The following is a 21,263-nucleotide window of genomic DNA, read 5'->3' on the forward strand; positions in this document are numbered from 1 at the left end:
CCCGCCGGGGCGGCGACGCTCGTAGGGTGTGCGGACACCGTCGCAGGGAGGCCGCCGCATGTATCCGCCGATCGAGCCGTACGCGCACGGGATGTTGGACGCCGGCGACGGGCAGCGCGTGTACTGGGAGACGTGCGGCAGTCCGGACGGGCGTCCGGCGCTGGTGGTGCACGGCGGGCCCGGTTCGGGTGCGGGCGCGTCGTGGCGGCGGCTGTTCGACCCGGCCGCGTACCGGATCGTGTTGTTCGACCAGCGTGGCTGCGGGCGCAGCACTCCCCCGGCGTCGGATCCGTCCACCGACCTGTCGGTGAACACCACCGGGCATCTGCTGGCTGACATGGAGGCGCTGCGCGCGCATCTGGGGATCGACGGGTGGCTGCTGTGCGGCGCGTCGTGGGGGTCGTCGCTGGCGCTGGCGTACGCGCAGCGGCACCCGCGGCGGGTCAGCGCGCTGGTGCTGTTCAGCGTGGTCGCCAACACCAGCCGGGAGATCGAGTGGGTGACCCGGGACATGGGCCGGGTGTTCCCGCAGGAGTGGGCGCGGTTCCGGGACGGGGTGCCCGAGGCCGACCGGGACGGTGACCTGTCGGCCGCGTACGCCCGGCTGGTGAACGACCCGGACCCGGCGGTGCGGGACCGGGCGGCGCGGGACTGGTGCGACTGGGAGGACGTGCACGTGTCGCTCGCGGGCGGGTACGCGCCGGATCCGCGGTTCGCCGATCCGGTGTTCCGGTACGGGTTCGCCCGGCTGGTGACCCACTACTTCGCCAACCGGGGTTTCCTGCCCGGCGGTCAGCTGCTGCGCGACGCGGGCCGTCTGGCGGGCATTCCGGGTGTGCTGGTGCAGGGGCGGCTGGACGTCAGCGGCCCGCCGGACATCGCGTGGCTGCTGACCCGGGACTGGCCGGACGCGCGGCTGGAGATCGTGGAGTCCGGCGGTCACGGCGGCGGGCACGGCATCGGCGAGCGGGTGGTCGCCGCCCTGGACGCGTTCGCCGCCGCAGGCTGAGTCGCCGCGCGCGGCCGCCACCGGCCCGCGGAAGCCGGAGCCGCCGCACACGGCCCGCCGGGGCCTGAGCCGCCGCGGGAGGCCGGGTCGCCGGGCCGCTTTGTCAGCCGGCGAGCAGGGCGCGGATCGGGGCGGCCTTGGCGGCGGCTTCGGCGACCTCGGCGGCCGGGTCGCTGTCCCAGGTGATGCCTCCTCCGGCCCACAGGTGCAGCAGGTCGCCGTCGGTGGCGGCGGTGCGGATGGTCAGGCCCAGGTCGAGGCGGTCGGGTCCGATCCAGCCGAGCGCGCCCATGCTCGCGCCGCGGCCGACCGGCTCCAGGGCGGCGATGTGGGCCAGGGCGGCGTGTTTGGGCGCGCCGGTGACCGACCCGCCGGGGCAGACGGCGCGTAGCAGGTCGGCCAGGCCGAGGCCGTCGGCGGGCGCCGCGGAGACGGTGGACTCGGCCTGCCACAGGTCACACCAGCGGCGTACGGCGAACAGCTCGTCGACGCGCACCGAGCCGGTGCGGGCGACGCGGGCCAGGTCGTTGCGTTCCAGGTCGACGATCATGACGTGTTCGGCGCGTTCCTTCGCAGAGGCGAGCAGGTCGCGGTGTCCGGCGGGGGTGGCGGGGCGGGTGCCCTTGATCGGGCGGGTGACCAGCCGGCCGTGCTCGACGGCGATGAGGGTCTCCGGGGAGGCGCAGCCGAGTGCCCAGCCGGGGCCGTGCAGGGTGCCGCCGTAGCGGGCGCCGGGTAGCGCGGCGAGGCGGGCCAGCGCGGGGCGCGGGTCGCCGCTGTAGCCGGCGGTGGCGTGGCCGACGACGTTGACCTGGTAGACGTCGCCGCGGGCGATGGCGTCGCGGACCGCGGCGACGGCGGTGGCGTGCGCGGCCGGGGTCCAGCTGTCCCGCCAGTTGCCGAGCCGCCACGGGGCGGCCGTCGCCGGCCGGGGCGCCGCCGGGCGGTCGGTGTGGTGGTAGACGACCACGGCCAGGTCGGGCAGCGCCGGGGCGGGGTTCGGCGCGCCGGGTGACACGCCGAGGGTGTACGCGCCGGCGGCGGCGGACAAATACAGCGCGGCGCCGCACACGGCGGTGCCGGGGTCGTGGCGGCCGGGGCGGGCCAGGTCGTCGCGGGTGATGCCGTGCGCGGCGAGGAAGCGTTGTGCCAGGTCGGCGGGGTCGCCGCCGTCGCCGATCGACCAGTGCAGCCGGGCGGTCTCGACGAGCCGGCGGCGGCATCCGGGCGGGGCACCGGGTGTATCGACCTCCACCAGTGGGAGCGCTTCCACGACGTCCGGGCGGTTACGGGTCATCCGTTCAGCCCATTCTGGGTGAACATGACGCATCCTTGCTCGATGCCGCTCAGTTTTCCTTGGTACTGTGCGTCACTGGTCATGTGAACCATGACACAGTGCCCCCACAGTCCGGAGAACCCGATGTGTCAGCACCAGCCCACCTGCCCCTCCGCCGACGCGACCGACCGCGAGGCCGCCCGCGTCCTTGCCTGCTTCCCTGAGCAGGGCTGGAGCCTGCTCTGCAACGGTGTCATCGTCTTCGAGGACACCGGTGAGCTGCTCCCCGACGGGCGCACCATCGCCCCGCACCGGGGTCCGGCCCGCCACGCCCTCGTCGCCTGAGCGATCACGCAGCGTCAGTGAGCGTACGCGCCGGTCATGACCTGCGCGCGCGCCGGCCGGGGCGGCGAGAGCCCACCGCCCCGGCGTCAGCCGCTCAGTCCTCGAACGCCTCCGGCGCGGGGCACGAGCAGACCAGGTTCCGGTCGCCGTACGCGCCGTCGACGCGCCGCACCGGAGGCCAGTACCGGCCCGCCCGGTCCACCCCCGCCGGGTAGGCGCCCACCGACCGCGGGTACGGGTGCGGCCACTCGTCGGCGGACACCATGACCGCGGTGTGCGGCGCGTTGGACAGCGGGTTGTCCCCCGCCGGCCACTCCCCCGAGCCGACCTTGTCGATCTCCGCCCGGATCGCGATCATCGCGTCGCAGAAGCGGTCCAGCTCGGCCAGGTCCTCGCTCTCGGTCGGCTCCACCATCAGTGTCCCGGCCACCGGGAACGACATCGTCGGCGCGTGGAAGCCGTAGTCGATCAGCCGCTTCGCCACGTCGTCGACGCTGACGCCGGTGGCCTTGGTCAGCGGACGCAGGTCCAGGATGCACTCGTGCGCGACCAGGCCCTTGTTGCCGGCGTACAGCACCGGGAAGTGGCCCCGCAGCCGCGCCGCCACGTAGTTCGCGGCCAGGACCGCCACGCCGGTGGCGCGGGCCAGCCCGTCGGCGCCCATCATCTGCAGGTACGCCCACGGGATCGGCAGGATCCCCGCCGACCCGTGGTTCGCCGCCGAGATCGCCGGCCGTCCCTCGGCGCGCGCGCCCAGCGGGTCACCGGGCAGGAACGGCGCCAGGTGCGAGCGCACCGCCACCGGGCCCACACCCGGGCCGCCGCCGCCGTGCGGAATGCAGAACGTCTTGTGCAGGTTCAGGTGCGACACGTCCGCGCCGAACCGGCCCGGCTTGGCGAACCCGACCAGCGCGTTGAGGTTCGCGCCGTCGACGTACACCTGACCGCCCGCGTCGTGGACCTTCGCGCACAACTGGGCGATGCCGGTCTCGTACACGCCGTGCGTCGACGGGTACGTCACCATGATCGCGGCGAGCACGTCCCGGTGCTTGTCGATCTTCGCATCGAGGTCGACCAGGTCGACGTTGCCGTCGGCGTCGCAGCCGACCACCACCACCCGCATGCCGGCCATCACCGCCGACGCGGCGTTCGTGCCGTGCGCCGACGACGGGATCAGGCACACGTCGCGGTGGCCCTCGCCGCGCTCCCGGTGGTAGCCGCGGATCGCCAGCAGCCCGGCCAGCTCACCCTGGGAACCGGCGTTGGGCTGCACGCTGACCGCGTCGTAGCCGGTGACCTCGGCCAGCCAGCCCTCCAGCTGCGCGATCAGCTCCCGGTACCCGACGGTCTGCTCGTCCGGCGCGAACGGGTGCAGGTGCGCGAACTCCGGCCAGGTGACCGGTTCCATCTCGGTGGTGGCGTTGAGCTTCATCGTGCACGACCCCAGCGGGATCATGCCCCGGTCCAGCGCGTAGTCGAAGTCGGCCAGGCGGCGCAGGTAGCGCAGCATCGCCGTCTCCGAGTGGTGGCTGTGGAACACCGGGTGGGTGAGGAACTCCGACGTGCGGGCCAGCCCGCCGGGCAGGCCCGCGCCGGTGTCGCCGTCGAACCCGTCGACGCCGAACGCCGCCCACACCGCCGCCAGATGCGCCGGGGTGGTGGTCTCGTCGCAGGACACACCGACCCGGTCGGCGTCGACCAGCCGCAGGTTCACGTTGCGCGCCGCCGCGGCGGCCACCACCTCGGCGGCCCGGCCCGGCACGATCGCGGTGACGGTGTCGAAGAACGCGGCGTCGGCGACCCGCACGCCCCCGGCGCGCAGCCCGGCCGCGAGCCGCGCCGCCGCCTCATGGGTACGCCGGGCGATGGCGCGCAGCCCGTCGGGGCCGTGGTAGACGGCGTACATGCCGGCCATCACGGCGAGGAGCACCTGGGCGGTGCAGATGTTGCTGGTGGCCTTCTCCCGGCGGATGTGCTGCTCGCGGGTCTGCAACGCCAGCCGGTACGCCGGGTTGCCGTCCGCGTCGCGGGACACCCCTACGAGGCGGCCCGGCAGCATCCGCTCCAGGCCCGAACGCACCGCCAGGTAACCGGCGTGCGGCCCGCCGAAGCCCATCGGTACGCCGAACCGCTGGGTGGTGCCGGCGGCGATGTCGGCGCCGATCTCGCCGGGCGGGCGCAGCAGCGTCAACGCCAACAGATCCGCCGCCACGGTCACCAGCGCGCCCACGCCGTGCGCCGCCTCGACCAGGGCCCGGTGGTCGCGGACCGCGCCGGATGCGCCCGGGTACTGCAGGTGTAGGCCGAAGAACTCCGCCGGCAGCTCGTCGCGCTCGACGTCGAGGACGCGCACCTCGATGCCGAGCGGCTCGGCGCGGCTCGCGATCACCGCGACGGTCTGCGGCAGCGCGTCGGCGTCGACCACGTACACCGGGCTCTTGCTCTTGGACGCGCGGCGGGCCAGTGTCATCGCCTCGGCCGCGGCGGTGCCCTCGTCGAGCATCGAGGCGTTCGCCGTGGCCAACCCGGTCAGGTCGGTGACCATGGTCTGGAAGTTCAGCAGGGCCTCCAGCCGGCCCTGGCTGATCTCCGGCTGGTACGGCGTGTACGCGGTGTACCAGGCCGGGTTCTCCAGCACGTTGCGGCGGATCACCGCCGGTGTGTGCGTGCCGTGGTAACCCAGGCCGATCATGGACACGGCCACGGTGTTACGTGACGCGAGGGCGCGCAGCTCGGCGATGGCCTCCCGCTCGCTGGCCGGGGCAGGCAGGTCCAGGGTGCCGTGCCAGCGGATGACCTCGGGGATCGCGGCGTCCATCAGCTCGTCGACGGAGCCGTAACCGACTGTGCCCAGCATCCGGCGTTCGTCGTCGCGGCCGGGGCCGATGTGCCGGTCGGCGAACTGCTCTGCGGTCATGCGCTGCGCTCCTTGGTGGGGCGAGGTCGACGGGTCGGCCTCCCCCTGAGTCGCGCTGACGCGCTCCACAGCGCCTGCCCACGTGGTCCTTTTGCCTGAGAGGTTCCGGGGAGAATCTGCCCCTTCGGCGCCGTCGGGTCGACGGTCTCTCCCACGTGGGTGGTACCGGCACCTCCCACGCTACCAGCGGGCGTGTTTCCGGCTCATGTCCCGGGGGTTGATCACACCGGCGCCGGCGCCGCCGCCACCCGGTCGGCGAGCGCGCACAGGGTGGCGCCCAGCGGCGCGTCCAGGCGCACCGCCGCGTACCCGTCGCCGCGGGTGACGCCCTGGTTGACGATCGCCACCGGGATGCCGTGGCGGGCCGCGCGCAGCACGAACCGCCGCCCCGACATCACAGTCAACGACGACCCGAGCACCAGCAGCGCCCGGGCTCGCTCGACCAGCGCGAAACAGTCGGCGACCCGCGGGGCGGGGACCGTCTCGCCGAAGAACACCACGTCCGGTTTCAGCATGCCGGTGCCGCAGAGGCCGCAGTCGACGGTGCGGAACCCGGTCACCGCCTCGTCGGGCAGGTCCACGTCGCCGTCGGGGTTGACGCGGGCCACCCGCGCGTCGAAGCCCGGGTTCGCCTCGGACAGCCGCCGGTGCAGTTCGTCGCGGCCGGTGGCGTTGCCGCAGTCCAGGCACGTCACCTCGTCGAGGCGGCCGTGCAGCTCGATCACCCCGGTCGCGCCGGCGGCGGTGTGCAGCCCGTCGACGTTCTGGGTGATGATCCCGCCGAGCAGCCCGGCGTCCTGCAGCCGGGCCACCGCCCGGTGCCCGTCGTTGGGCGCCGCCCGGGCGATGGTGCGCCAGCCCAGGTGGCTGCGTGCCCAGTACCGTCGCCGGGCCAGCGGATCCCGGGTGAACTCCTGGTACGTCATCGGGGTGTGCCGGCGCGCCGCGCCGCTGGGCCCCCGGTAGTCCGGGATGCCCGACTCGGTGGACAGGCCCGCGCCGCTGAGCACCACCACGTCCCCGGCGGCCACCAGCCGCGTCAACTCCTCGAACGCCTCACTCACCCGTCCATCGTCCCTCGCCGCGCCCCTCCCCGCCCCCTCACCCGGTTGATCATGAGGTTGGCGGTGCGCAGGCCCGGCGTGTCGTACCGCCAACCTCATGATCGGCGAGGCCGGTCACCCGGCGAGGGCCGCCGTGGCGGGCTAGGTTGAGCCCATGCGCGTCGTCATCGCCGGAGGGCACGGGAAGATCGCCAAACTGCTGGAGCGGGAACTGGCCGGACGCGGAGACACCGCGCTCGGGCTGATCCGCAACCCCGGCCACGAAGCCGCGCTGCGCGCCGCCGGCGCCGAACCGGTCGTTTGCGACCTGGAACACACCGACGTCGACACCCTCGCCGCCCACCTCGCCGGCGCCGACGCGGTCGTGTTCGCCGCCGGCGCCGGACCCGGCAGCGGCGCCGCCCGCAAGGACACCGTCGACCGGGGCGCCGCCGTGCTGCTCGCCGACGCCGCCGTCCAAGCCGGGGTACGCCGCTACCTGCTGGTCTCCTCCATGGGCGTGGACACCGCGCCCGCCGACGGCACCGACGACGTGTGGGCGGCGTACCTGCGCGCCAAGAAGGCCGCCGAGGACGACGTCACCGGCCGGGACCTCGACGTGACGGTGCTGCGGCCCGGCCGCCTCACCGACGACGAACCCGCCGGCCGGATCACCCTGGCCCGGCACGTCGAACCCGGCGCGATCAGCCGCGCCGACGTGGCCCGGGTGCTGCTCGCCCTGCTGTACGCCCCGGACACCGCCGGGCACACCCTGGAACTGGTCGGCGGAGACACACCCATCGCCGACGCGATCACGGCCGTCGCCGCCTGACATGCGCCCGGCACGTCCCGGCCCGCGATCATGCGCGGGCCGGGACGCCGCTCAACGCTGGTGCCGCGACAACGCCGGCTGCGGTGCGCCCCCGCCGCCCTGCGGCAACTCCCGGGCGATCCGCTCCATCGTGCGCGACAACTGCTCACTGCCGTCGTCGAGGTGCCGGGCCGCCGCCTGCATGTGCGAGATCATCATCTCACCGAAGATCCGCAACGCCTCACGCGTCGCCACCGAGTCGTCGAAGCCGCTCCCGGCCGCGCTGCGGTACTCCGCCACCGCCCGCTCGGCCTCCCGCTTCGCCTCCTCCGCCGCCGCCCGCATGTAACTCTCGTACTGCGTACGGGCGTACTCGGCGACCCGGCGGGCGTAGTCGTGGGCCTGCGCGATGATTTGCTCGGCCTCCCGCTGCGCCGCCGACAACAGGTTGACCTGCTTCGCCGCCGGCGCCACCGCCGCCTCGGTGCTCGGGATCACCCCGTGCCGGTGCAGCTCCAAATGGTCGTTGAGCCGCTCGTTCTCCGCCCGCAGGTTCGCCACCTGCGCCGCCAGCAGATCCAGCTCGTCGGCCACCTGCAACCGGAACCGGTCCACATCGGTCTGGTCGTAGCCACGCCGGGTGAACGCCGCCGACCCGAACTCCCACCGCCGCACGCGGTCCGAGGTCAACCGCACCTGCACCGGACCGGACACCTGCTGCCCGTCGTAACTGCTGATCGGACCCGCGCTCACCGGCCCACCTCCGTTCGCGACTGCGGGGCTCGCAACACCGGCTCACTCCTCGCGCTCACCGGCCCACCTCCGACTCGTCAGGCCCCGTCATCGTCCGCCACGCCGGGCCGTACCAGTGCTTGCCGTAACCCTCGTGATGCACCTGGCCCGGCTGGTACCCGGCACCGGTCAACGCCGCCACGGAATGACCCACCATCTCATCCGAGCCGCACACGTACACGTGCCGCGACCGCCAGTCCCCGTCGCCCAGCACCCGGTCGGCGATGCGCACCGACTCGCCCGGCCGGGCCGGATCCGCACCGGCCACGTACGACACCCGCAGCCACGGATGCGTCGCCGCCAACTTGTCGATCGCCTCGCTGTCGTAGAACTCCGTCCGCGAACGGGCCCCCACGTACAGGTCCACCCGCCGGCCCGAACCCTCCGCCGCGACCTGCTCCACGAGCGCCTTCACCGGCGCCCAGCCGGTCCCACCGGCCAGCAGCAGCAGATCCGACGACCCGGCCTGCCACAACGTCAACCGGTCCCCCACCGGCGACGCCAGATGGATCTGGTCACCGGCCGCGCACCCGTACACCAGACGCGACGACACCACGCCACCCGGCGCGGCCCGCACGTGCAGCTCCACCGTGCCGTCCGGCCGCGGCGCGTTCGCCGGCGAGTAGTACCGCCACGACCGCACCGCCGGATGCGACACCCCGATCGACTGGCCGGGCGCGAACGGCAGCAGATACTGCGGGCGCACGGTCAGCACCGCCACGTCGAACGTGCGCTGCTCGTGCGTCAGCACCTCCGCCACCCACCACGGCGGCGACTGCGACTCCGCGGCCTGCGCGCCCTCGATCATCACCTGCGCGACGAGCCCGTACGCCGCGGCCCAGTCGGCGGCCAGCTCCTCGGTCCACGCCTCACCGCAGAAATGCCGCAACGTCGCCAGCAGCGCCTCACCGACCGCCGGGTAGTGCTCGACGCGTACCGCGAACTTGCGGTGGTCCGCGCCGAGATCCCGCAGGAACCCGACCAGCCGGTCCACCTGATCGACGTGGGACACCACGTGCCCCAGCGCGGCCACCAGGCGGTCCCGCTGCCCGGCCATGTTCGTGGGGAACATCTGCCGGGTCTCCGGATGCGCCAGGAACAGCGTCGAATAGAAGTAGAGCGGCACCTGGTCGCCGTGCGCGGCGACCAGGGACCAGCTCTGCTTGAGCCGTGCGACGTCCACGCTCAGGCGTCCCCCGCCGACACGACCTGCTCCCGCACCTGCCCGAGCACGACCTGCACGTCGGCGATCACGTCCGCGGGCACGCCCAGCTCGACGAGCGTCGCGGTCAGGTGCTCGCCGACCTTCGCGTAGTGCTCCCCGCTGATGTTCAGCGGCTGGTGCGCCTCGGCCAGCCCACGGCCCGCGTACTCGTTCGGGCCACCCAGCACCACCGCCAGCATCAGCGCCAGGTGCCGCCGCTGCTCCACCATGTCCACGCCGGCGAAGTAGCCGGCCAGATCCGGGTCGGCCAGCACCTTGTCGTAGAACAGCTCCACCGCGGCCTTCACCGCGGCCGCGCCGCCGATGCGCTCGTAGTGCGAGATGGGGGTGGTCTCGCTCGTCACCGTCATGCTCGGTCCTTCCACCAGGGGCCCGCGGGCAACGCCGCGGCAGGGGCTCGCCGTCCGGCGCGGCGTCACACAGCGTTCCGCCGTGACGCCGACACGCCGACGACCGGAACGGACCATAGCGCGCCCGCAACGACACTTCACGCCCACCCTGTGCCGATCCCGAGAACCGTCGATCACGGACAGTCAGCAACACGCCCCGAGCCGGTGGACGCACCGCAGCCGCGCGCGCACAAGCCGTCAACGCACACCACGTACCGTCCTTTTCGGACACCGCATGCACACCTGCGGTGACCTGCGCCGACTTCCACCCGGCCCGGTCCACACCGTCCGATCGCCTCAGCCCGCGGGCGAGGACCACACCCCGTCACCAAAACACGAATCGCGCCGCACCTTTTTCGGGCGCGGCGCGATCCCGTCAACGAGACGCGACGCAGGTCACCCGGCCCGGCGCCGGGCCCGGCGCGCCGCCAGCTCGTCACCCACCGACTCCACCTCCGGCTCCACCGCCGGAACGGCCGGCTCCTGCCCACCCACCGGCTCCGCCGGCAGATGCGACAACGAACCCTGGATCTCCTTGAACGCGCCACCGATCGCGATGCCGAACACCCCCTGGCCGCCCTGCAACAGGTCGACCACCTCCTCCGGCGACCGGCACTCGTACACAGTCGTCCCGTCGGAGATCAACGTGATGCCCGCCAGATCGTCCACCCCACGCGACCGCAACGCCTCGATCGCCTTCCGGATGTTCTGCAACGACACCCCGGCGTCCAGCAGCCGCTTCACGACCTTCAACACCACCAGGTCGCGGAACGAGTACAACCGCGACGTCCCCGAACCCGACGCGTCGCGCACACTCGGCACCACCAGCGCCGTACGCGCCCAGTAGTCCAACTGCCGGTAACTGATCCCCACCGCAGAACACGCGGTCACACCCCGGTAGCCGACCTCGCCGTCACCGGCCGGAACGGCCCCAACACCCGCCTGCTGCTCCGCACCCGGACCAGGATCCCGCGGCTCGTGCATCCGGACCAACCTCCCCGCGCCCGTGGCGGTGCCGCGTCGACTCCCCGTACGCGCGCACCCCTCGACACGGCAACCCTAACGCCGCCCCCCGGACTTCACCCGCAGGAGACACCGCGACACGCCGCGCCACCACCCGGCGACAAACCACACACGGCGGCCGGCCGCCACCCACCGTGACACCCACCGCCGCGCCGACCCCGGCCACCCGGCCGGAACACCTCAACCCGCGAAATCCTCCGGACGCACCTGCTCCAGGAACTCCCGGAACTTCTCCACCTCGTCCTCCTGCTCGTCCGGGATCACGATCCCCGCCTCACTGAGGACCTGCTCCGCACAACGAATAGGAGCACCCACCCGCAACGCCAACGCGATGGAGTCACTCGGCCGCGCCGACACCCGCACACCGTCACCGAGCAGCAGATCCGCGTAGAACACGTTCTCCTTCAACTCGGTGATCTCCACCGCCCGCAACGGCGCCTGCAACGCCGTCAGCACATCCCGCAGAAGATCGTGCGTCAACGGCCGAGCCGGCTTGACCCCCTGCTGCTCGTAGGCGATCGCCGTCGCCTCGACCGCGCCGATCCAGATCGGCAGATAGCGGTCCCCCTCGACCTCCCGCAGCAGGACGATCGGCTGGTTGCTGGGCAACTCCACCCGAACTCCGACCACGCTCAGCTCGCGCACCGCCGCCTCCGTGTCGTCGTCACCTTGCACCGCGCCCTTCCCTGCACGGTACACGGACCAGGACACGGGAGTCCCACGCGCTACGTGCACCACGCCTCGCCGGACGGGCATACCCCGGCAAGCCTACGACACGCTCCACCGACCAGATCTTTCCGCGCCCACCCACGACGAGGGGCCGGGCGCACCCGCACCCGGCCCCTCGCACCGACCTCACCGGCCCAACGTCGACCGCAACCCCACCCGCACCAACGCCGCGTGCAACCGCTGCGACAACGCCACCAACTCCCGCGCCGTCTCCGCCGCCCGGGCCCGCGCCGCCGGATCGCTCTGCCGCGCCAACGGCGCCACCAACTGCGCGAACAACCCGACCTCACGATCCGCCGACGACCGGTACGCCCGCAGATGCCGAGGCTCCAGCCCGTACGCCGCCAGACCCGCCACCGCACTCGCGATGATCAACGCGTCCGCGTCGTACCACCCCGGCGGATCCGGCACCAGCACACCCAGCCGCTCCAACTCCGCGAGCGTCGACTCCTCCACACCACTCCGAGCGATCAGACCCGCCCGGTCCAGCCGCACCTCCGACGACTCGGCCGACTCCACCGGCTCCCGGCCCGGAACCTCACCACCCGGACCCACCGCCACCAGATTCGGCCGCCCCCGCCCCGGCGACGGACCAGACCCGTCCCACTGGGCCAACTGCTCCCGGATCACCCGCAACGGCAGGTACTGATCCCGCTGCGCGGTCAACACGAACCGCAACCGCGCCACATCGTCCCAGCCGTACTTCCGATAACCCGCCGGCGTCCGCTGCGGCTCCACCAGGCCCTCGGCCTCCAGGAACCGCAACTTCGAGATCGTGACGTCCGGAAACTCCGGCCGCAACTGCGCCAGCACCTCGCCGATACTCATCAGCGCAGGCGCCCGCGCCGCCCCGGACGGCGTCGAAGCCGCAGGCTCGTTCACCCCCGGCCGGCCTCCTCCTCCGGGCGCGGACCGGCGATGAACACCACCCGGAACTTGCCGATCTGCACCTCGTCACCGTTGCTCAGCGTCGCCGCCTCGACCCGCTCACGATTCACGTACGTGCCGTTCAGGCTGCCCACATCCCGCACCGTGAACGTCCCACCGTCACGGTGGAACTCCGCATGCCGGCGTGACACCGTCACGTCGTCCAGGAAGATGTCACTGTCCGGGTGCCGCCCACTCGTCGTCACGTCGTGGTCCAACAAGAACCGGGCACCCGCATTCGGACCCCGGCGAACCACCAGCAACGCCATACCCGGCGGCAACGAGCCGGACATCCGGCTCGGCACCACATCGGTGTCCGGCCCCTCCAGCACTTCGTCGAGCGAACCGAGATTGAGCGTCGAAGTGACGTCGAGCGGGGGGAACTCGTCGTCTGGGCGCGTCATGGGACCACCTCACGGATCTGTTCGGTCGGCGTCAGGGAATGGCGGGTCTGGCCGCCGGGCAACACCACACCCGGCGGCTGGCTCCCCGTGCCCGGGAAGGCGCATTCCGCGACGCTCAAACTATTGGTTCTCGGTCGACTGGGCGAGCCTAGCCAGCGCCGAAATGCAGGGCAACCGGACGCGCGGAACCGCGCCGCCGCCCGGAACAGCACGAACTCAGCTCTCGGTGAGCTCGCGGTACGCATCAGCGGTCAGCAGACCCTCGACCGCCGCCGGATCCTCCGGAGTGATCTCCACCAACCACCCCGCACCGTACGGATCCGTGTTGATCACCTCAGGGGTGTCGGCCAACGCCTCGTTGCGCGCCGCCACCGTGCCGCTCAACGGCGCGTAGATCTCCGACACGCTCTTCGTCGACTCGATCTCACCCAGCGACTCACCCGCCGCCACCACCACACCGGGCTCCGGCAGCTGCACGAACACGATGTCACCCAGGGCATCCTGCGCGAAGTGCGTGATACCGACGCGGACGACACCACCGTCACCACCGACCACCCACTCGTGCTCGGCGGTGTACCGCAGATCCTCAGGAATCACCAGCTGCGTCCTTCGTCATCGGTGCACCGGAGAAACCGGCGCGGCCGCGACCGGTCACGAGACCGGCCGGGCGTGGTCCAGCTTGATCGGCGCGTGCAGCTGCGAAACCTCCACAACCTCACGATCCTCGGAGGTCACGTTACCGCCGCCGTCCCGCACCGATGCGACCACCCCGCCCGGAATGTTCAACGCCGTACGCATCGTCGCCGGATCACCGATCACCATGATCGTGAACGGACCCGTCAACCGCCGCCCGTCCACCACCAGCGCACCGTCGGGCCCGTCCACGAAAAACGTCGACGCGATGATCCGCGCCGCCGTACCGTCCGCGCCCTGGATCTGCATCGCCTCCGCGCCCGCACCCCGCAGCTCCTGCACCGCGTCCAGGATCCGCGTCGACGACACCGCCTTCGCCGGCCCCGAGAACCGCACCTCAAGACCCGGACCCACCGCCGGCAACGTACCCGCCAGAATGCCCAGCTCGTCCGCCCGCCGCGTCGCCTCCTCCAGCGCCGCCTGCCGGCCCTGCTCACCCGACCGCAGCTGCCGCTGGCTCTCCTCCAGCAACTCGATCTCCTGGCGCAGCCGCCGCTCCCGCGAATCCAGATCCGACGAGATCCGCACCAGATCCTCCTCCCGCGTCGCCGCGAGCGTCGGATCCGTCGACGTCGTCTTGAACTGCACCACCAGCGTGAAACCCAGCAACGCCAGCAACACCGCGATCATCGCGCCCGCCGACGAGAACCGCCGCGCCGCCGACGGCGCACCGGCACCAGCCATCGCGCCCGGCTCCGGCTCGGACTCCGGCACCGCCTCCCGCTCCGCGGGCTCCGCCGACTCGTCCGGCACCGGCTCCACCGGCGCCAACGGGCTCAACTCGTCCGGATCCGGCGCGTCCGGGCGCGGATCCGGCTCACCCGCCGGACCCGACGGCCGCGCCGGATCCCCCGGCCGCGGCCACCCGGTACCCGTCTCCCTGTGTTCCTCGCTCATCGCCACAAACCTACGCCCGGAACAGGTGCCGGCGGATCGCCGCCACGTTTCCGAAGATGCGCACCCCGAGCACGACCACCACACCGGTCGACAACTGACCGCCCACGCCCAACTGGTCCCCCAGATAAACGATCAGACCCGCCACCAGCACGTTCGAGATGAACGACACCACGAACTGCTTGTCGTCGAAGATCCGGTCCAGCTTCGCCCGCACCCCACCGAACACCGCGTCCAACGCGGCCACCACCGCGATCGGCAGATACGGCTGCAACGCCGCCGGCACCGTGGGGTCCAGATACACCCCGAGCACCACACCGGCGAGCAACGCCAGCACCGCGATCATCGGCCACCTCCCGAAGGGCTGGAAGAACCACCCGGGCCGGACGACCCGGGACTCGACGAACCGGCACCACCCGAACCCGACGGGCGCGCACTCGGACTCACCGAAGGCTCGGCGTAGCGTAGCCGCGGCTGCGGCGCCGCCGGCAGGGTGAGGTCGCCGACCCGCTTCACCCCGAACGACAGACCCGTCGTCCGCGCCACCTCACGCATCAACGCCGCCGCCCGGCTCTCGTCGAACCGGTCCCGCATCGACCCCGGCCCGATCGCCTGCACCTCGTACGGGCCCGTCACCGGCCGATAGTCCACCAGGATCGCCTCACCCGCCGACCGGATCGTCGACGTCGCCGTCAACCGCTGCCCGTTCACCGCCACCGCCTCGGCGCCCGCCGCCCACAACGCGTTCGCGACCTTCTGCAGATCCGAATACAGCACCCGGGACGGACCCGCGTTCCCGCCGGTCACCCCGTCCTGGTCCGCCGCAGCGTCGGCCAGCCGCACCACCACGCCGTCCCCCCGCACCCGGGCCAGGCCGGTCCCCGCCTCCAACGTGCGCAACCGGGACGCCTGCGAACCGCTCAACGCCGCGTCCCGCTGCCGGCCGACCTCCTCACGCAACTGCTCCGCGCGCTCGGTCAACCGATCGGTCTCCGCCTCCCGCGCCTTGATCTCGGCGACCAGACCCGCCCGCGCCGTCGCGCGGCTCGGCTCCTCCGCCACCGTCTCCCGGTACGCCACCGCGAACAGAAAACCGATCAGCGCCAGCACCACCAGGCTCACCGGCCGGCCCAGCACCTGCCGCACCCGCGACATCGAGCCCGTCGCCCGGCGCGCCGCCGCGTCCCCGTACCCGGGGTCCAGCGGATTGCGGAACAGCTCGGTCAGGAAGTCCGGCGCGTACACGCGGGTCGACGGGTCGCGCTCCCCGTCCCGCGACTGCGGGGTGGTCATGCCGCCGCCTCCGTACGACCGGCCCGCATGGCCCGCACGAGGCGGGCGGCCTGCACCACGTACATCGCGCCGGCGGCCCAGTAGAGGACCAGGCCCCACCAGGCCAGCCCCCAGCCGATCGCGCCGGCGGCGGTGCCGGCCTCCGGCACCGCGTCGGCCAGCAGAAGGATCGGGAACGCCGCCAGCAGCAGGAACGTCGCGGTCTTGCCCACGTAGTGCACCGGCGGCGGACCGTAGCCGTACCGGCGCAGCACCCCGAGCGACGCCAGCAGCAGCAGCTCCCGGGCCAGCAGCGCGCCGGTGAACTGCCAGGGCACCACCTCGCGGGCGGTGAACGCGAGCAGCGTGGCGAGGATGTAGAGGCGATCCGCGAGCGGGTCGAGCAGCTCCCCGAGCCGGCTCACCTGGCCCAGGCGGCGGGCGATCCAGCCGTCCACCCAGTCGCTGGTGCCGCCCACGGCGAGGACCACGATGGCGGCGACGTCGGCCCGGACCACGAGGAACAGGTAGAGGAAGACCGGCACGCCGAGGAGCCGGACGAAGCTGATCAGGTTGGGCAGCGTGAGGATGCGATCTCCCATGACCGTGGCGGTCGCGGAATCCGGTTGCTCCGCTGGAGCCGGCCGACGCGACACCGAACCCTCCCTTCGCAGCACGGTCCGGCAGCCGGACGAGCGGCCGCTGGAGGGACGTGCGCGTTGCCGGCCGGTCAGACGCCGGCGCCCTCTGTGATCCCGGGCTGGGACCTCCCCGACGCGGCCCGTCGTGATCACGGGCCGCCCAGTTGCGCTGCCACTATATCGGGCTCGCCGTTGTCTCCCGGGTGCCCGCTGCGTCGTTGCTCAGTGGTGTCACGGTGGGGACCGTCACAACCGCAAGGGCGTCCTAGGACACTAGTCGAGCGATGGGAGACGGGACGGACGGGGGCACGGGGAGCGTTCAGGCGGTGCGGGCGGCCGAGTCCGAGCCGGCCTGCGGGGCGGCGGCGGTCGCGGCCTGACTGAACGCGACCAGCGCCAGCAGCAATTCGTGCTGCACCCGGTTGGGCATCCGGTCCAGCACGGCCTGCACCGCCCGGTGCCGTCTCTCCTGGAGGTCGCGCAACAGTGTCTCCGCAGCCGCGGTGGGGATCAGCCGCACCTCGCGCCGGTCGCGCGGGTCGGCCACCCGGCGCAGCAGGCCGACCGCCTCCAGGCGGTCGCAGAGCCGGCTCGCCGACGACGGGACGACGTCCAGCAGCTCGGCCAGCCGGTTCACGTTGGTGTCCGGATGCGACACGATAAGCGACAGCACCCGCAGCTGGGTGGGCGAGACGCTGACAGTGTGCCGGGAGGTCGCGGAGTCGAGCACACCGATGAGCGCCTCCGCAGCCGATTCGATGGCCGCGGCAAGATTCGGAGGTCGCTCCACTCGCTGTCCCCTGCGATCGTCCCGCTCGTGTCCGCTCCGCCCCCGTCACTGCCCCGTCAGGTCGCCGGACCGGCTGGAGCCGCGCCAGTCCAGGCAGACGACGACCGCGTCGTCACGGAGATCCGCGTCGGCATGGTACGCATGCAGTTCGCGCATCACCGTACCAACTGCCTCGGTCGCCGGCTGCAGCCGAGTCGACCGCATCGCCCGCGCCATCGCCCGCACGCCGTACGGCTCCTGCTCGTCGGGCTCCGCCGCGTACACCCCGTCGCTGACCACGAAGAGACGATCGCCCGGTTCCAGAGTGAACTCCTGCACGTCGTAGCGCGTCTCGGCGAACATGCCCAGCGGTAGTTGCTGCTCCAGCGCGATCGGCGTGACGCTGCCCCCGCGCAGCCGCAGCAGTTGCGGTGAGCCGGCGTCCACCGCCCGCATCACGCCCCGGCGGCTGTCCAGCTCCAGCAGCAGCGTAGCCACGTGCCGGCTGCCCCGGTGCTGGTAGTAGATGGTGTCCGAGGCCAGCTCCGCCTGCTCGACCAGGCTGCCGCCGGACCGTCTGGCGTTGCGCATGGCGTTCACCGTCATCGCCGTGAGCATCGACGCGGCGAGCCCGCTTCCGGTGCCGTTGAGCACGGTGAGCGTGAGCCGGTCGCCGTCCACAGACCAGTCGAAGTGGTCGCCGCCCACCGTGTACGCCGGTTCGAGCTGCCCGGCGAGCAGCGCGTCACCGAGCCGTACGCTGCGCCCCGGCAGCAGGTCCCACTGCATCTCGGCGGCCATGCTCAGCCGCTCCCGCCGCCGGGCGCGCCGGTAGCGGTCGGTCTCCCGGTCGGCCGCCCGGATCGCCACGGCCAGTTCCCCGGCGGCGTCGCGGGCCGCCTCCACAGTGGCCGCGTCCGGGTCGCCTGGTAGCTCCACCATCAGCACGCCGAGCCGCTCCCCCCACACCGACAACGGCAGGTAGGCGCGGCAGCGACCGTCCTCGACGATGTCCAGCACGGGCTCCTGGCTGCTGAAACAGCGCTGCGCCACGGTGTGGGCCAGCAGCGGGCCGCCGTCGGGCACGTCCGGGTCGAGCACCGGCCAGAGTCCGCTGGCGCGGTAGTCGGCGACGAACACCTCCGCCCGCGCGGCCCCGAGCGTCTGGCGAAGCACCGCGTCCGCGGTCTCCGCCAGCTGGTCGGGCGGCGCCGTGCGCAGGGCACGCGACACCGATCCGGACGCCTCCGGCATGCTCATCCTCCGATGACGACTATTGCTACAGGGCAAACATCATACGAAGGCCGCCCGACGGCGAACGCCCCGCCTCGGCCGGGCGTGACGAGAGCGCCTCAGCCGGCCGCGCGGACCGCCAGCGCGCCGTGGAACGCCTCCGGCACCGGCTCGGGCTCGCCCGCCGGCCGCCACCGAGCCACCGGCACGATGCCGTCCTCGGTCGGCTGCCAGCGGCCCAGCAGCGGCGCGAACCGCTCGGGCGCCCGCATCCGGAACGCCGGACCCATCATGGCCAGCGCCTCGGGATGCCCCGCCAGCTCCTCGGTGTCGAAGTCGATCGCCAGCCGGCTACCGGGCGCGACCGCCTCGTACAGCTCGTCGAGCGTACGGGCGAGCGTGTCGTCGTCCAGGAACGCCGCCAGCCCCAGGAAGACCACACCCACCGGCCGTCTCCCCCAGCCCGGCACGAACCGGTGCACCTGCGCCCGGTCCACCGTCCCGATGTCGGTGGCGTCGCCGTAGCCGTACCCGGCCCGATCGCTGCCCGCGAGCAGGCTCCGGCCCAGCCGGACCGTCTCCGGATCCACGTCGGTGTAGAGGACCGTCGCCTCCGGCGTGACCTCGTGCACATTGCCGCAGGTGGGCACGCCTGCACCGAAGACCAGGAAACCGTCGATCCCGTCGGCGGCCATGGCCCGCACCGTACGGCCGAGGAAGCCGCGCAGTGACCGGAAGATCGCCGCGCAGGGCCCGTACGCCGCCTCGAACGCGGCGGCCGCCGCCACGTCCACCGGACGGTGGTGCCGGCCGCCGAGCCAGTAGTCGATCATGCGGGCGGTGCTCGGTCCGTCCGGCTGATTCATCGACGGGGCTCCCTCCCCTGGGCGCTGCACGTCAGCGTACCCACCGGGCGAGCCCGGCGGTATCGCCCCGGCCGCCCACCCGGGCCGCGATACTGGCCACGGGAGCGCCGGCCACGAGGAGGTACTGGTGAATTCGGCGAACGGGGCCGCGGTGGTGGTCGGGGTGGACGGCTCCGAACCCGCGACACGGGCGGTGCGCCTGGCGGCCCGCGAGGCGCGGCGGCGCGACCGCCCGCTGCGGGTGGTGCACGGCTTCATCTGGCCGCTGCTGCGCGTACCGGTCTCCCCGCCCGCCGGGTCGCCACCCGGCGCCGGGCTGCGCCACCAGGCCGAGCAACTTGTCTCCGACGCGGTCGCCGTGGCCGAGGCCGAGGTACCGGGACTGCACGTCACCGGCGAGATCATCGACGGGGAGGCGGCGGCGGTGCTGCTCGGCGAGTCCCCCACCGCCGCCGTGATCGTGCTCGGCGACCGGGGCCTGGGCGGATTCGCCGCGCTTGTGGTCGGGTCGGTGGCGGTGCAGGTCTCCTCGCACGCCGACTGCCCGGTGCTCATCGCCCGCGGCACCGCCCGTGACGACGGCCCGGTCGTGGTCGGCGTGGACGGCTCCGCGCTGTCGCGCGACGCCGTCGAGTTCGCGGCCGAGACCGCGTACGACCGCGGCGCCGCACTGCACGTGGTGTACGCGCACTCGGCCTCGCGCAGCCGGGACGACGACGAGGAGCGGGTGCTCGCCGATGCGCTCACCGGGATCGGCGAGCGGTGGCCGGAGCTGCCGGTGCACGCCGAGGCGGTACGCGAGAAGCCGCTCGCGGCGCTGACCACGGCGTCCCGCGACGCCCAGCTGGTAGTGGTGGGCCGGCACGGCCGCGGTGAGCTGAGCGGACTGCTGCTCGGCTCGGTCAGCCAGGGGATCCTGCACCGCTCGGCCTGCCCGGTCGCGGTGGTCCGCGCGCCCGGCTGAGCCGTCGTCCGGCCGGGCGGGAACGTGCCCGCAACGGTTGGTCCCGGCCCGGACGGGTAGACGCCTACGGTCAGCCGACACCGATCCGGAGGAGGCAGAGATGCCAGGACCACGGCCGGGCAGCAACGCGTACGACAAGCAGCGGGCACGCCTTCGCGACCTCGTCGAGCAGTCCGGACGGGCGTCCGACAAGGAGGCGAACCAGGTCGCCAACCGGATCCTCCAGGACGACCGGGGGCAACGCGGCGTGGTCCGGGGCGAACGGACCTACGGCCCCAAGGGCAACCGGGAACCGGGTGACCCGAAGTGAGATCGGCAGCGGTTGTCGACGGCGCCGTCGCGGGCGCCGTCGGCAGCGCCGTCCTCAACGCGGTCACGTACCTCGACATGGCGTTGCGGGCCCGGCCGGCCAGCAGCACCCCGGAATCGGCGGCCGGACGGCTGGCCGACGTCACGCACGTCGACCTGGGCCCGGGCGACGAGGCGGAGAACCGCCGCTCCGGTCTGGGTCCGTTGCTCGGGTACGCCACAGGCATCGCCGCCGGGGCCGTGTTCGGCCTGGTCGCCGCCGATCGCCGGATCCCGTTGCCGCTGGCCACGGTGCTGCTCGGGGGCGGGGTGATGGCCACCACCGACGGCTCGATGACGGTGCTCGGGGTGACCGATCCGCGGACCTGGCGGCGCAGCGACTGGGTCTCCGACCTGATCCCGCACCTGGCGTACGGGCTGTCGGCCGCAGCCACCTGGCGGCGACTACGGCCGACGTCGGCTCGCGGTTAGCCGTCGCTCTCGTCGTCGGCCACCGGCTCACCGGCCGGGCCGTACGGCGACACCTGTCCCTTCGGGACGGGGCGTCCCGCGTCGGCGTTGGACGTGCCACTGCCACGCGAACGGCCGCCCGCCTGGGTGGCCGTCTTGCGGCTGTCCTGACTGGTGGCGCCGAGGTCGTTCCGGCGCAGTTCCTCCTGCTGCGGCTTGACCACGGGTCTCTCCTTCCCGGTGGAACGCACGGCCGTCGACCGCGCACCCGCCCCGCGTACC

General features: G+C 73.1%; 25 protein-coding genes and 1 riboswitch. Of the genes, 6 read left to right on the forward strand and 19 right to left on the reverse strand.

What is annotated here, in order from left to right:
- Positions 1-58 precede the first annotated feature (58 nt).
- Entirely contained in the window at positions 59-1,009 is a 951-nt protein-coding gene (gene pip / locus KSK32_RS27550) for a prolyl aminopeptidase (RefSeq protein WP_216933933.1), read from the forward strand.
- A gap of 103 nt (positions 1,010-1,112) precedes the next feature.
- On the opposite strand, the gene KSK32_RS27555 is transcribed toward pip, so the two are convergent.
- A complete protein-coding gene (locus KSK32_RS27555) occupies positions 1,113-2,306 on the reverse strand; it encodes a chorismate-binding protein (RefSeq protein WP_216933935.1) in 1,194 nt (397 codons plus the stop codon).
- Positions 2,307-2,429: 123 nt separating this feature from the next.
- Between KSK32_RS27555 and KSK32_RS27560 the strand changes: the two genes are divergently transcribed.
- Positions 2,430-2,630 (forward strand): DUF5999 family protein, encoded by a 201-nt coding sequence (locus tag KSK32_RS27560; RefSeq protein ID WP_013286363.1) that lies wholly within the window; start codon positions 2,430-2,432, stop codon positions 2,628-2,630.
- Between the two features lie 94 nt (positions 2,631-2,724).
- Here the strand turns inward: KSK32_RS27560 and gcvP are convergent, their stop codons facing one another.
- Both gcvP and KSK32_RS27570 read right to left on the reverse strand, forming a co-directional pair.
- Positions 2,725-5,547 carry an aminomethyl-transferring glycine dehydrogenase gene (gene gcvP / locus KSK32_RS27565; RefSeq protein WP_216933937.1) on the reverse strand — a complete coding sequence of 941 codons (2,823 nt, stop codon included), beginning with the start codon at positions 5,545-5,547 and terminating at the stop codon, positions 2,725-2,727.
- 73 nt (positions 5,548-5,620) lie between these two features.
- Positions 5,621-5,711: riboswitch (glycine riboswitch) on the reverse strand.
- 57 nt (positions 5,712-5,768) lie between these two features.
- On the reverse strand, positions 5,769-6,611 hold the full coding sequence (locus tag KSK32_RS27570; RefSeq protein WP_216933938.1) for an NAD-dependent protein deacetylase: 843 nt from the start codon (positions 6,609-6,611) through the stop codon (positions 5,769-5,771).
- Positions 6,612-6,765: 154 nt separating this feature from the next.
- Here KSK32_RS27570 and KSK32_RS27575 point away from each other — a divergent pair, with 154 nt between their 5' ends.
- Positions 6,766-7,422: an NAD(P)H-binding protein gene (locus KSK32_RS27575; protein WP_216933940.1), complete on the forward strand. Its 657-nt coding sequence runs from the start codon at positions 6,766-6,768 to the stop codon at positions 7,420-7,422.
- A 51-nt stretch (positions 7,423-7,473) separates the two neighbouring features.
- On the opposite strand, the gene KSK32_RS27580 is transcribed toward KSK32_RS27575, so the two are convergent.
- The 15 genes from KSK32_RS27580 to KSK32_RS27650 form a co-directional block, all read right to left on the reverse strand.
- A complete protein-coding gene (locus tag KSK32_RS27580; RefSeq protein WP_216933942.1) occupies positions 7,474-8,154 on the reverse strand; it encodes a DivIVA domain-containing protein in 681 nt (226 codons plus the stop codon).
- A gap of 55 nt (positions 8,155-8,209) precedes the next feature.
- Entirely contained in the window at positions 8,210-9,376 is a 1,167-nt protein-coding gene (locus tag KSK32_RS27585) for a globin domain-containing protein (protein ID WP_216933944.1), read from the reverse strand.
- Between the two features lie 2 nt (positions 9,377-9,378).
- On the reverse strand, positions 9,379-9,768 hold the full coding sequence (locus KSK32_RS27590; protein ID WP_216933952.1) for a group 1 truncated hemoglobin: 390 nt from the start codon (positions 9,766-9,768) through the stop codon (positions 9,379-9,381).
- 435 nt (positions 9,769-10,203) lie between these two features.
- The gene (locus KSK32_RS27595; RefSeq protein ID WP_216933954.1) at positions 10,204-10,791 is read right to left on the reverse strand and encodes a MerR family transcriptional regulator; all 588 of its coding nucleotides are present in this window, start codon (positions 10,789-10,791) and stop codon (positions 10,204-10,206) included.
- 219 nt (positions 10,792-11,010) lie between these two features.
- The gene (locus KSK32_RS27600) at positions 11,011-11,475 is read right to left on the reverse strand and encodes a bifunctional nuclease family protein (protein ID WP_036311069.1); all 465 of its coding nucleotides are present in this window, start codon (positions 11,473-11,475) and stop codon (positions 11,011-11,013) included.
- A gap of 210 nt (positions 11,476-11,685) precedes the next feature.
- The gene (locus KSK32_RS27605; RefSeq protein WP_216933955.1) at positions 11,686-12,387 is read right to left on the reverse strand and encodes a MerR family transcriptional regulator; all 702 of its coding nucleotides are present in this window, start codon (positions 12,385-12,387) and stop codon (positions 11,686-11,688) included.
- A gap of 50 nt (positions 12,388-12,437) precedes the next feature.
- Positions 12,438-12,890, reverse strand: a complete 453-nt coding sequence (locus tag KSK32_RS27610; RefSeq protein ID WP_007071101.1) for an FHA domain-containing protein — start codon at positions 12,888-12,890, stop codon at positions 12,438-12,440.
- 216 nt (positions 12,891-13,106) lie between these two features.
- Positions 13,107-13,487, reverse strand: coding sequence for a glycine cleavage system protein GcvH (gene gcvH / locus KSK32_RS27615; protein WP_216933957.1), 381 nt, complete (start codon positions 13,485-13,487; stop codon positions 13,107-13,109).
- Between the two features lie 54 nt (positions 13,488-13,541).
- Entirely contained in the window at positions 13,542-14,480 is a 939-nt protein-coding gene (locus KSK32_RS27620; RefSeq protein WP_216933959.1) for a DUF881 domain-containing protein, read from the reverse strand.
- A 10-nt stretch (positions 14,481-14,490) separates the two neighbouring features.
- Entirely contained in the window at positions 14,491-14,823 is a 333-nt protein-coding gene (locus tag KSK32_RS27625; protein WP_007071104.1) for a small basic family protein, read from the reverse strand.
- The gene (locus KSK32_RS27630; protein WP_216933960.1) at positions 14,820-15,770 is read right to left on the reverse strand and encodes a DUF881 domain-containing protein; all 951 of its coding nucleotides are present in this window, start codon (positions 15,768-15,770) and stop codon (positions 14,820-14,822) included. The genes KSK32_RS27625 and KSK32_RS27630 overlap by 4 nt, the downstream gene beginning before the upstream one ends.
- Positions 15,767-16,405: a CDP-alcohol phosphatidyltransferase family protein gene (locus KSK32_RS27635; protein WP_216933962.1), complete on the reverse strand. Its 639-nt coding sequence runs from the start codon at positions 16,403-16,405 to the stop codon at positions 15,767-15,769. Before KSK32_RS27635 ends, KSK32_RS27630 begins: the two co-directional genes overlap by 4 nt.
- A gap of 304 nt (positions 16,406-16,709) precedes the next feature.
- On the reverse strand, positions 16,710-17,180 hold the full coding sequence (locus KSK32_RS27640) for a MarR family transcriptional regulator (protein WP_216933964.1): 471 nt from the start codon (positions 17,178-17,180) through the stop codon (positions 16,710-16,712).
- Positions 17,181-17,225: 45 nt separating this feature from the next.
- Positions 17,226-18,413, reverse strand: a complete 1,188-nt coding sequence (locus KSK32_RS27645; protein WP_216933966.1) for a PP2C family protein-serine/threonine phosphatase — start codon at positions 18,411-18,413, stop codon at positions 17,226-17,228.
- A gap of 98 nt (positions 18,414-18,511) precedes the next feature.
- Entirely contained in the window at positions 18,512-19,258 is a 747-nt protein-coding gene (locus KSK32_RS27650; RefSeq protein WP_216933968.1) for an SAM-dependent methyltransferase, read from the reverse strand.
- Between the two features lie 127 nt (positions 19,259-19,385).
- Between KSK32_RS27650 and KSK32_RS27655 the strand changes: the two genes are divergently transcribed.
- The 3 genes from KSK32_RS27655 (at position 19,386) to KSK32_RS27665 (ending at position 21,002) form a co-directional block, all read left to right on the forward strand.
- A complete protein-coding gene (locus tag KSK32_RS27655) occupies positions 19,386-20,222 on the forward strand; it encodes a universal stress protein (RefSeq protein ID WP_216933970.1) in 837 nt (278 codons plus the stop codon).
- A gap of 100 nt (positions 20,223-20,322) precedes the next feature.
- A complete protein-coding gene (locus KSK32_RS27660; protein ID WP_013286381.1) occupies positions 20,323-20,532 on the forward strand; it encodes a hypothetical protein in 210 nt (69 codons plus the stop codon).
- Positions 20,529-21,002 (forward strand): hypothetical protein, encoded by a 474-nt coding sequence (locus tag KSK32_RS27665; protein WP_216933971.1) that lies wholly within the window; start codon positions 20,529-20,531, stop codon positions 21,000-21,002. Before KSK32_RS27660 ends, KSK32_RS27665 begins: the two co-directional genes overlap by 4 nt.
- On the opposite strand, the gene KSK32_RS27670 is transcribed toward KSK32_RS27665, so the two are convergent.
- Positions 20,999-21,205 carry a hypothetical protein gene (locus KSK32_RS27670; RefSeq protein WP_216933973.1) on the reverse strand — a complete coding sequence of 69 codons (207 nt, stop codon included), beginning with the start codon at positions 21,203-21,205 and terminating at the stop codon, positions 20,999-21,001. The genes KSK32_RS27665 and KSK32_RS27670 overlap by 4 nt on opposite strands.
- Positions 21,206-21,263: the final 58 nt, after the last annotated feature.

Origin of the sequence: Micromonospora sp. WMMB482 (assembly GCF_019038635.1) — a bacterium.
Lineage (GTDB): Bacteria > Actinomycetota > Actinomycetes > Mycobacteriales > Micromonosporaceae > Micromonospora > Micromonospora marina.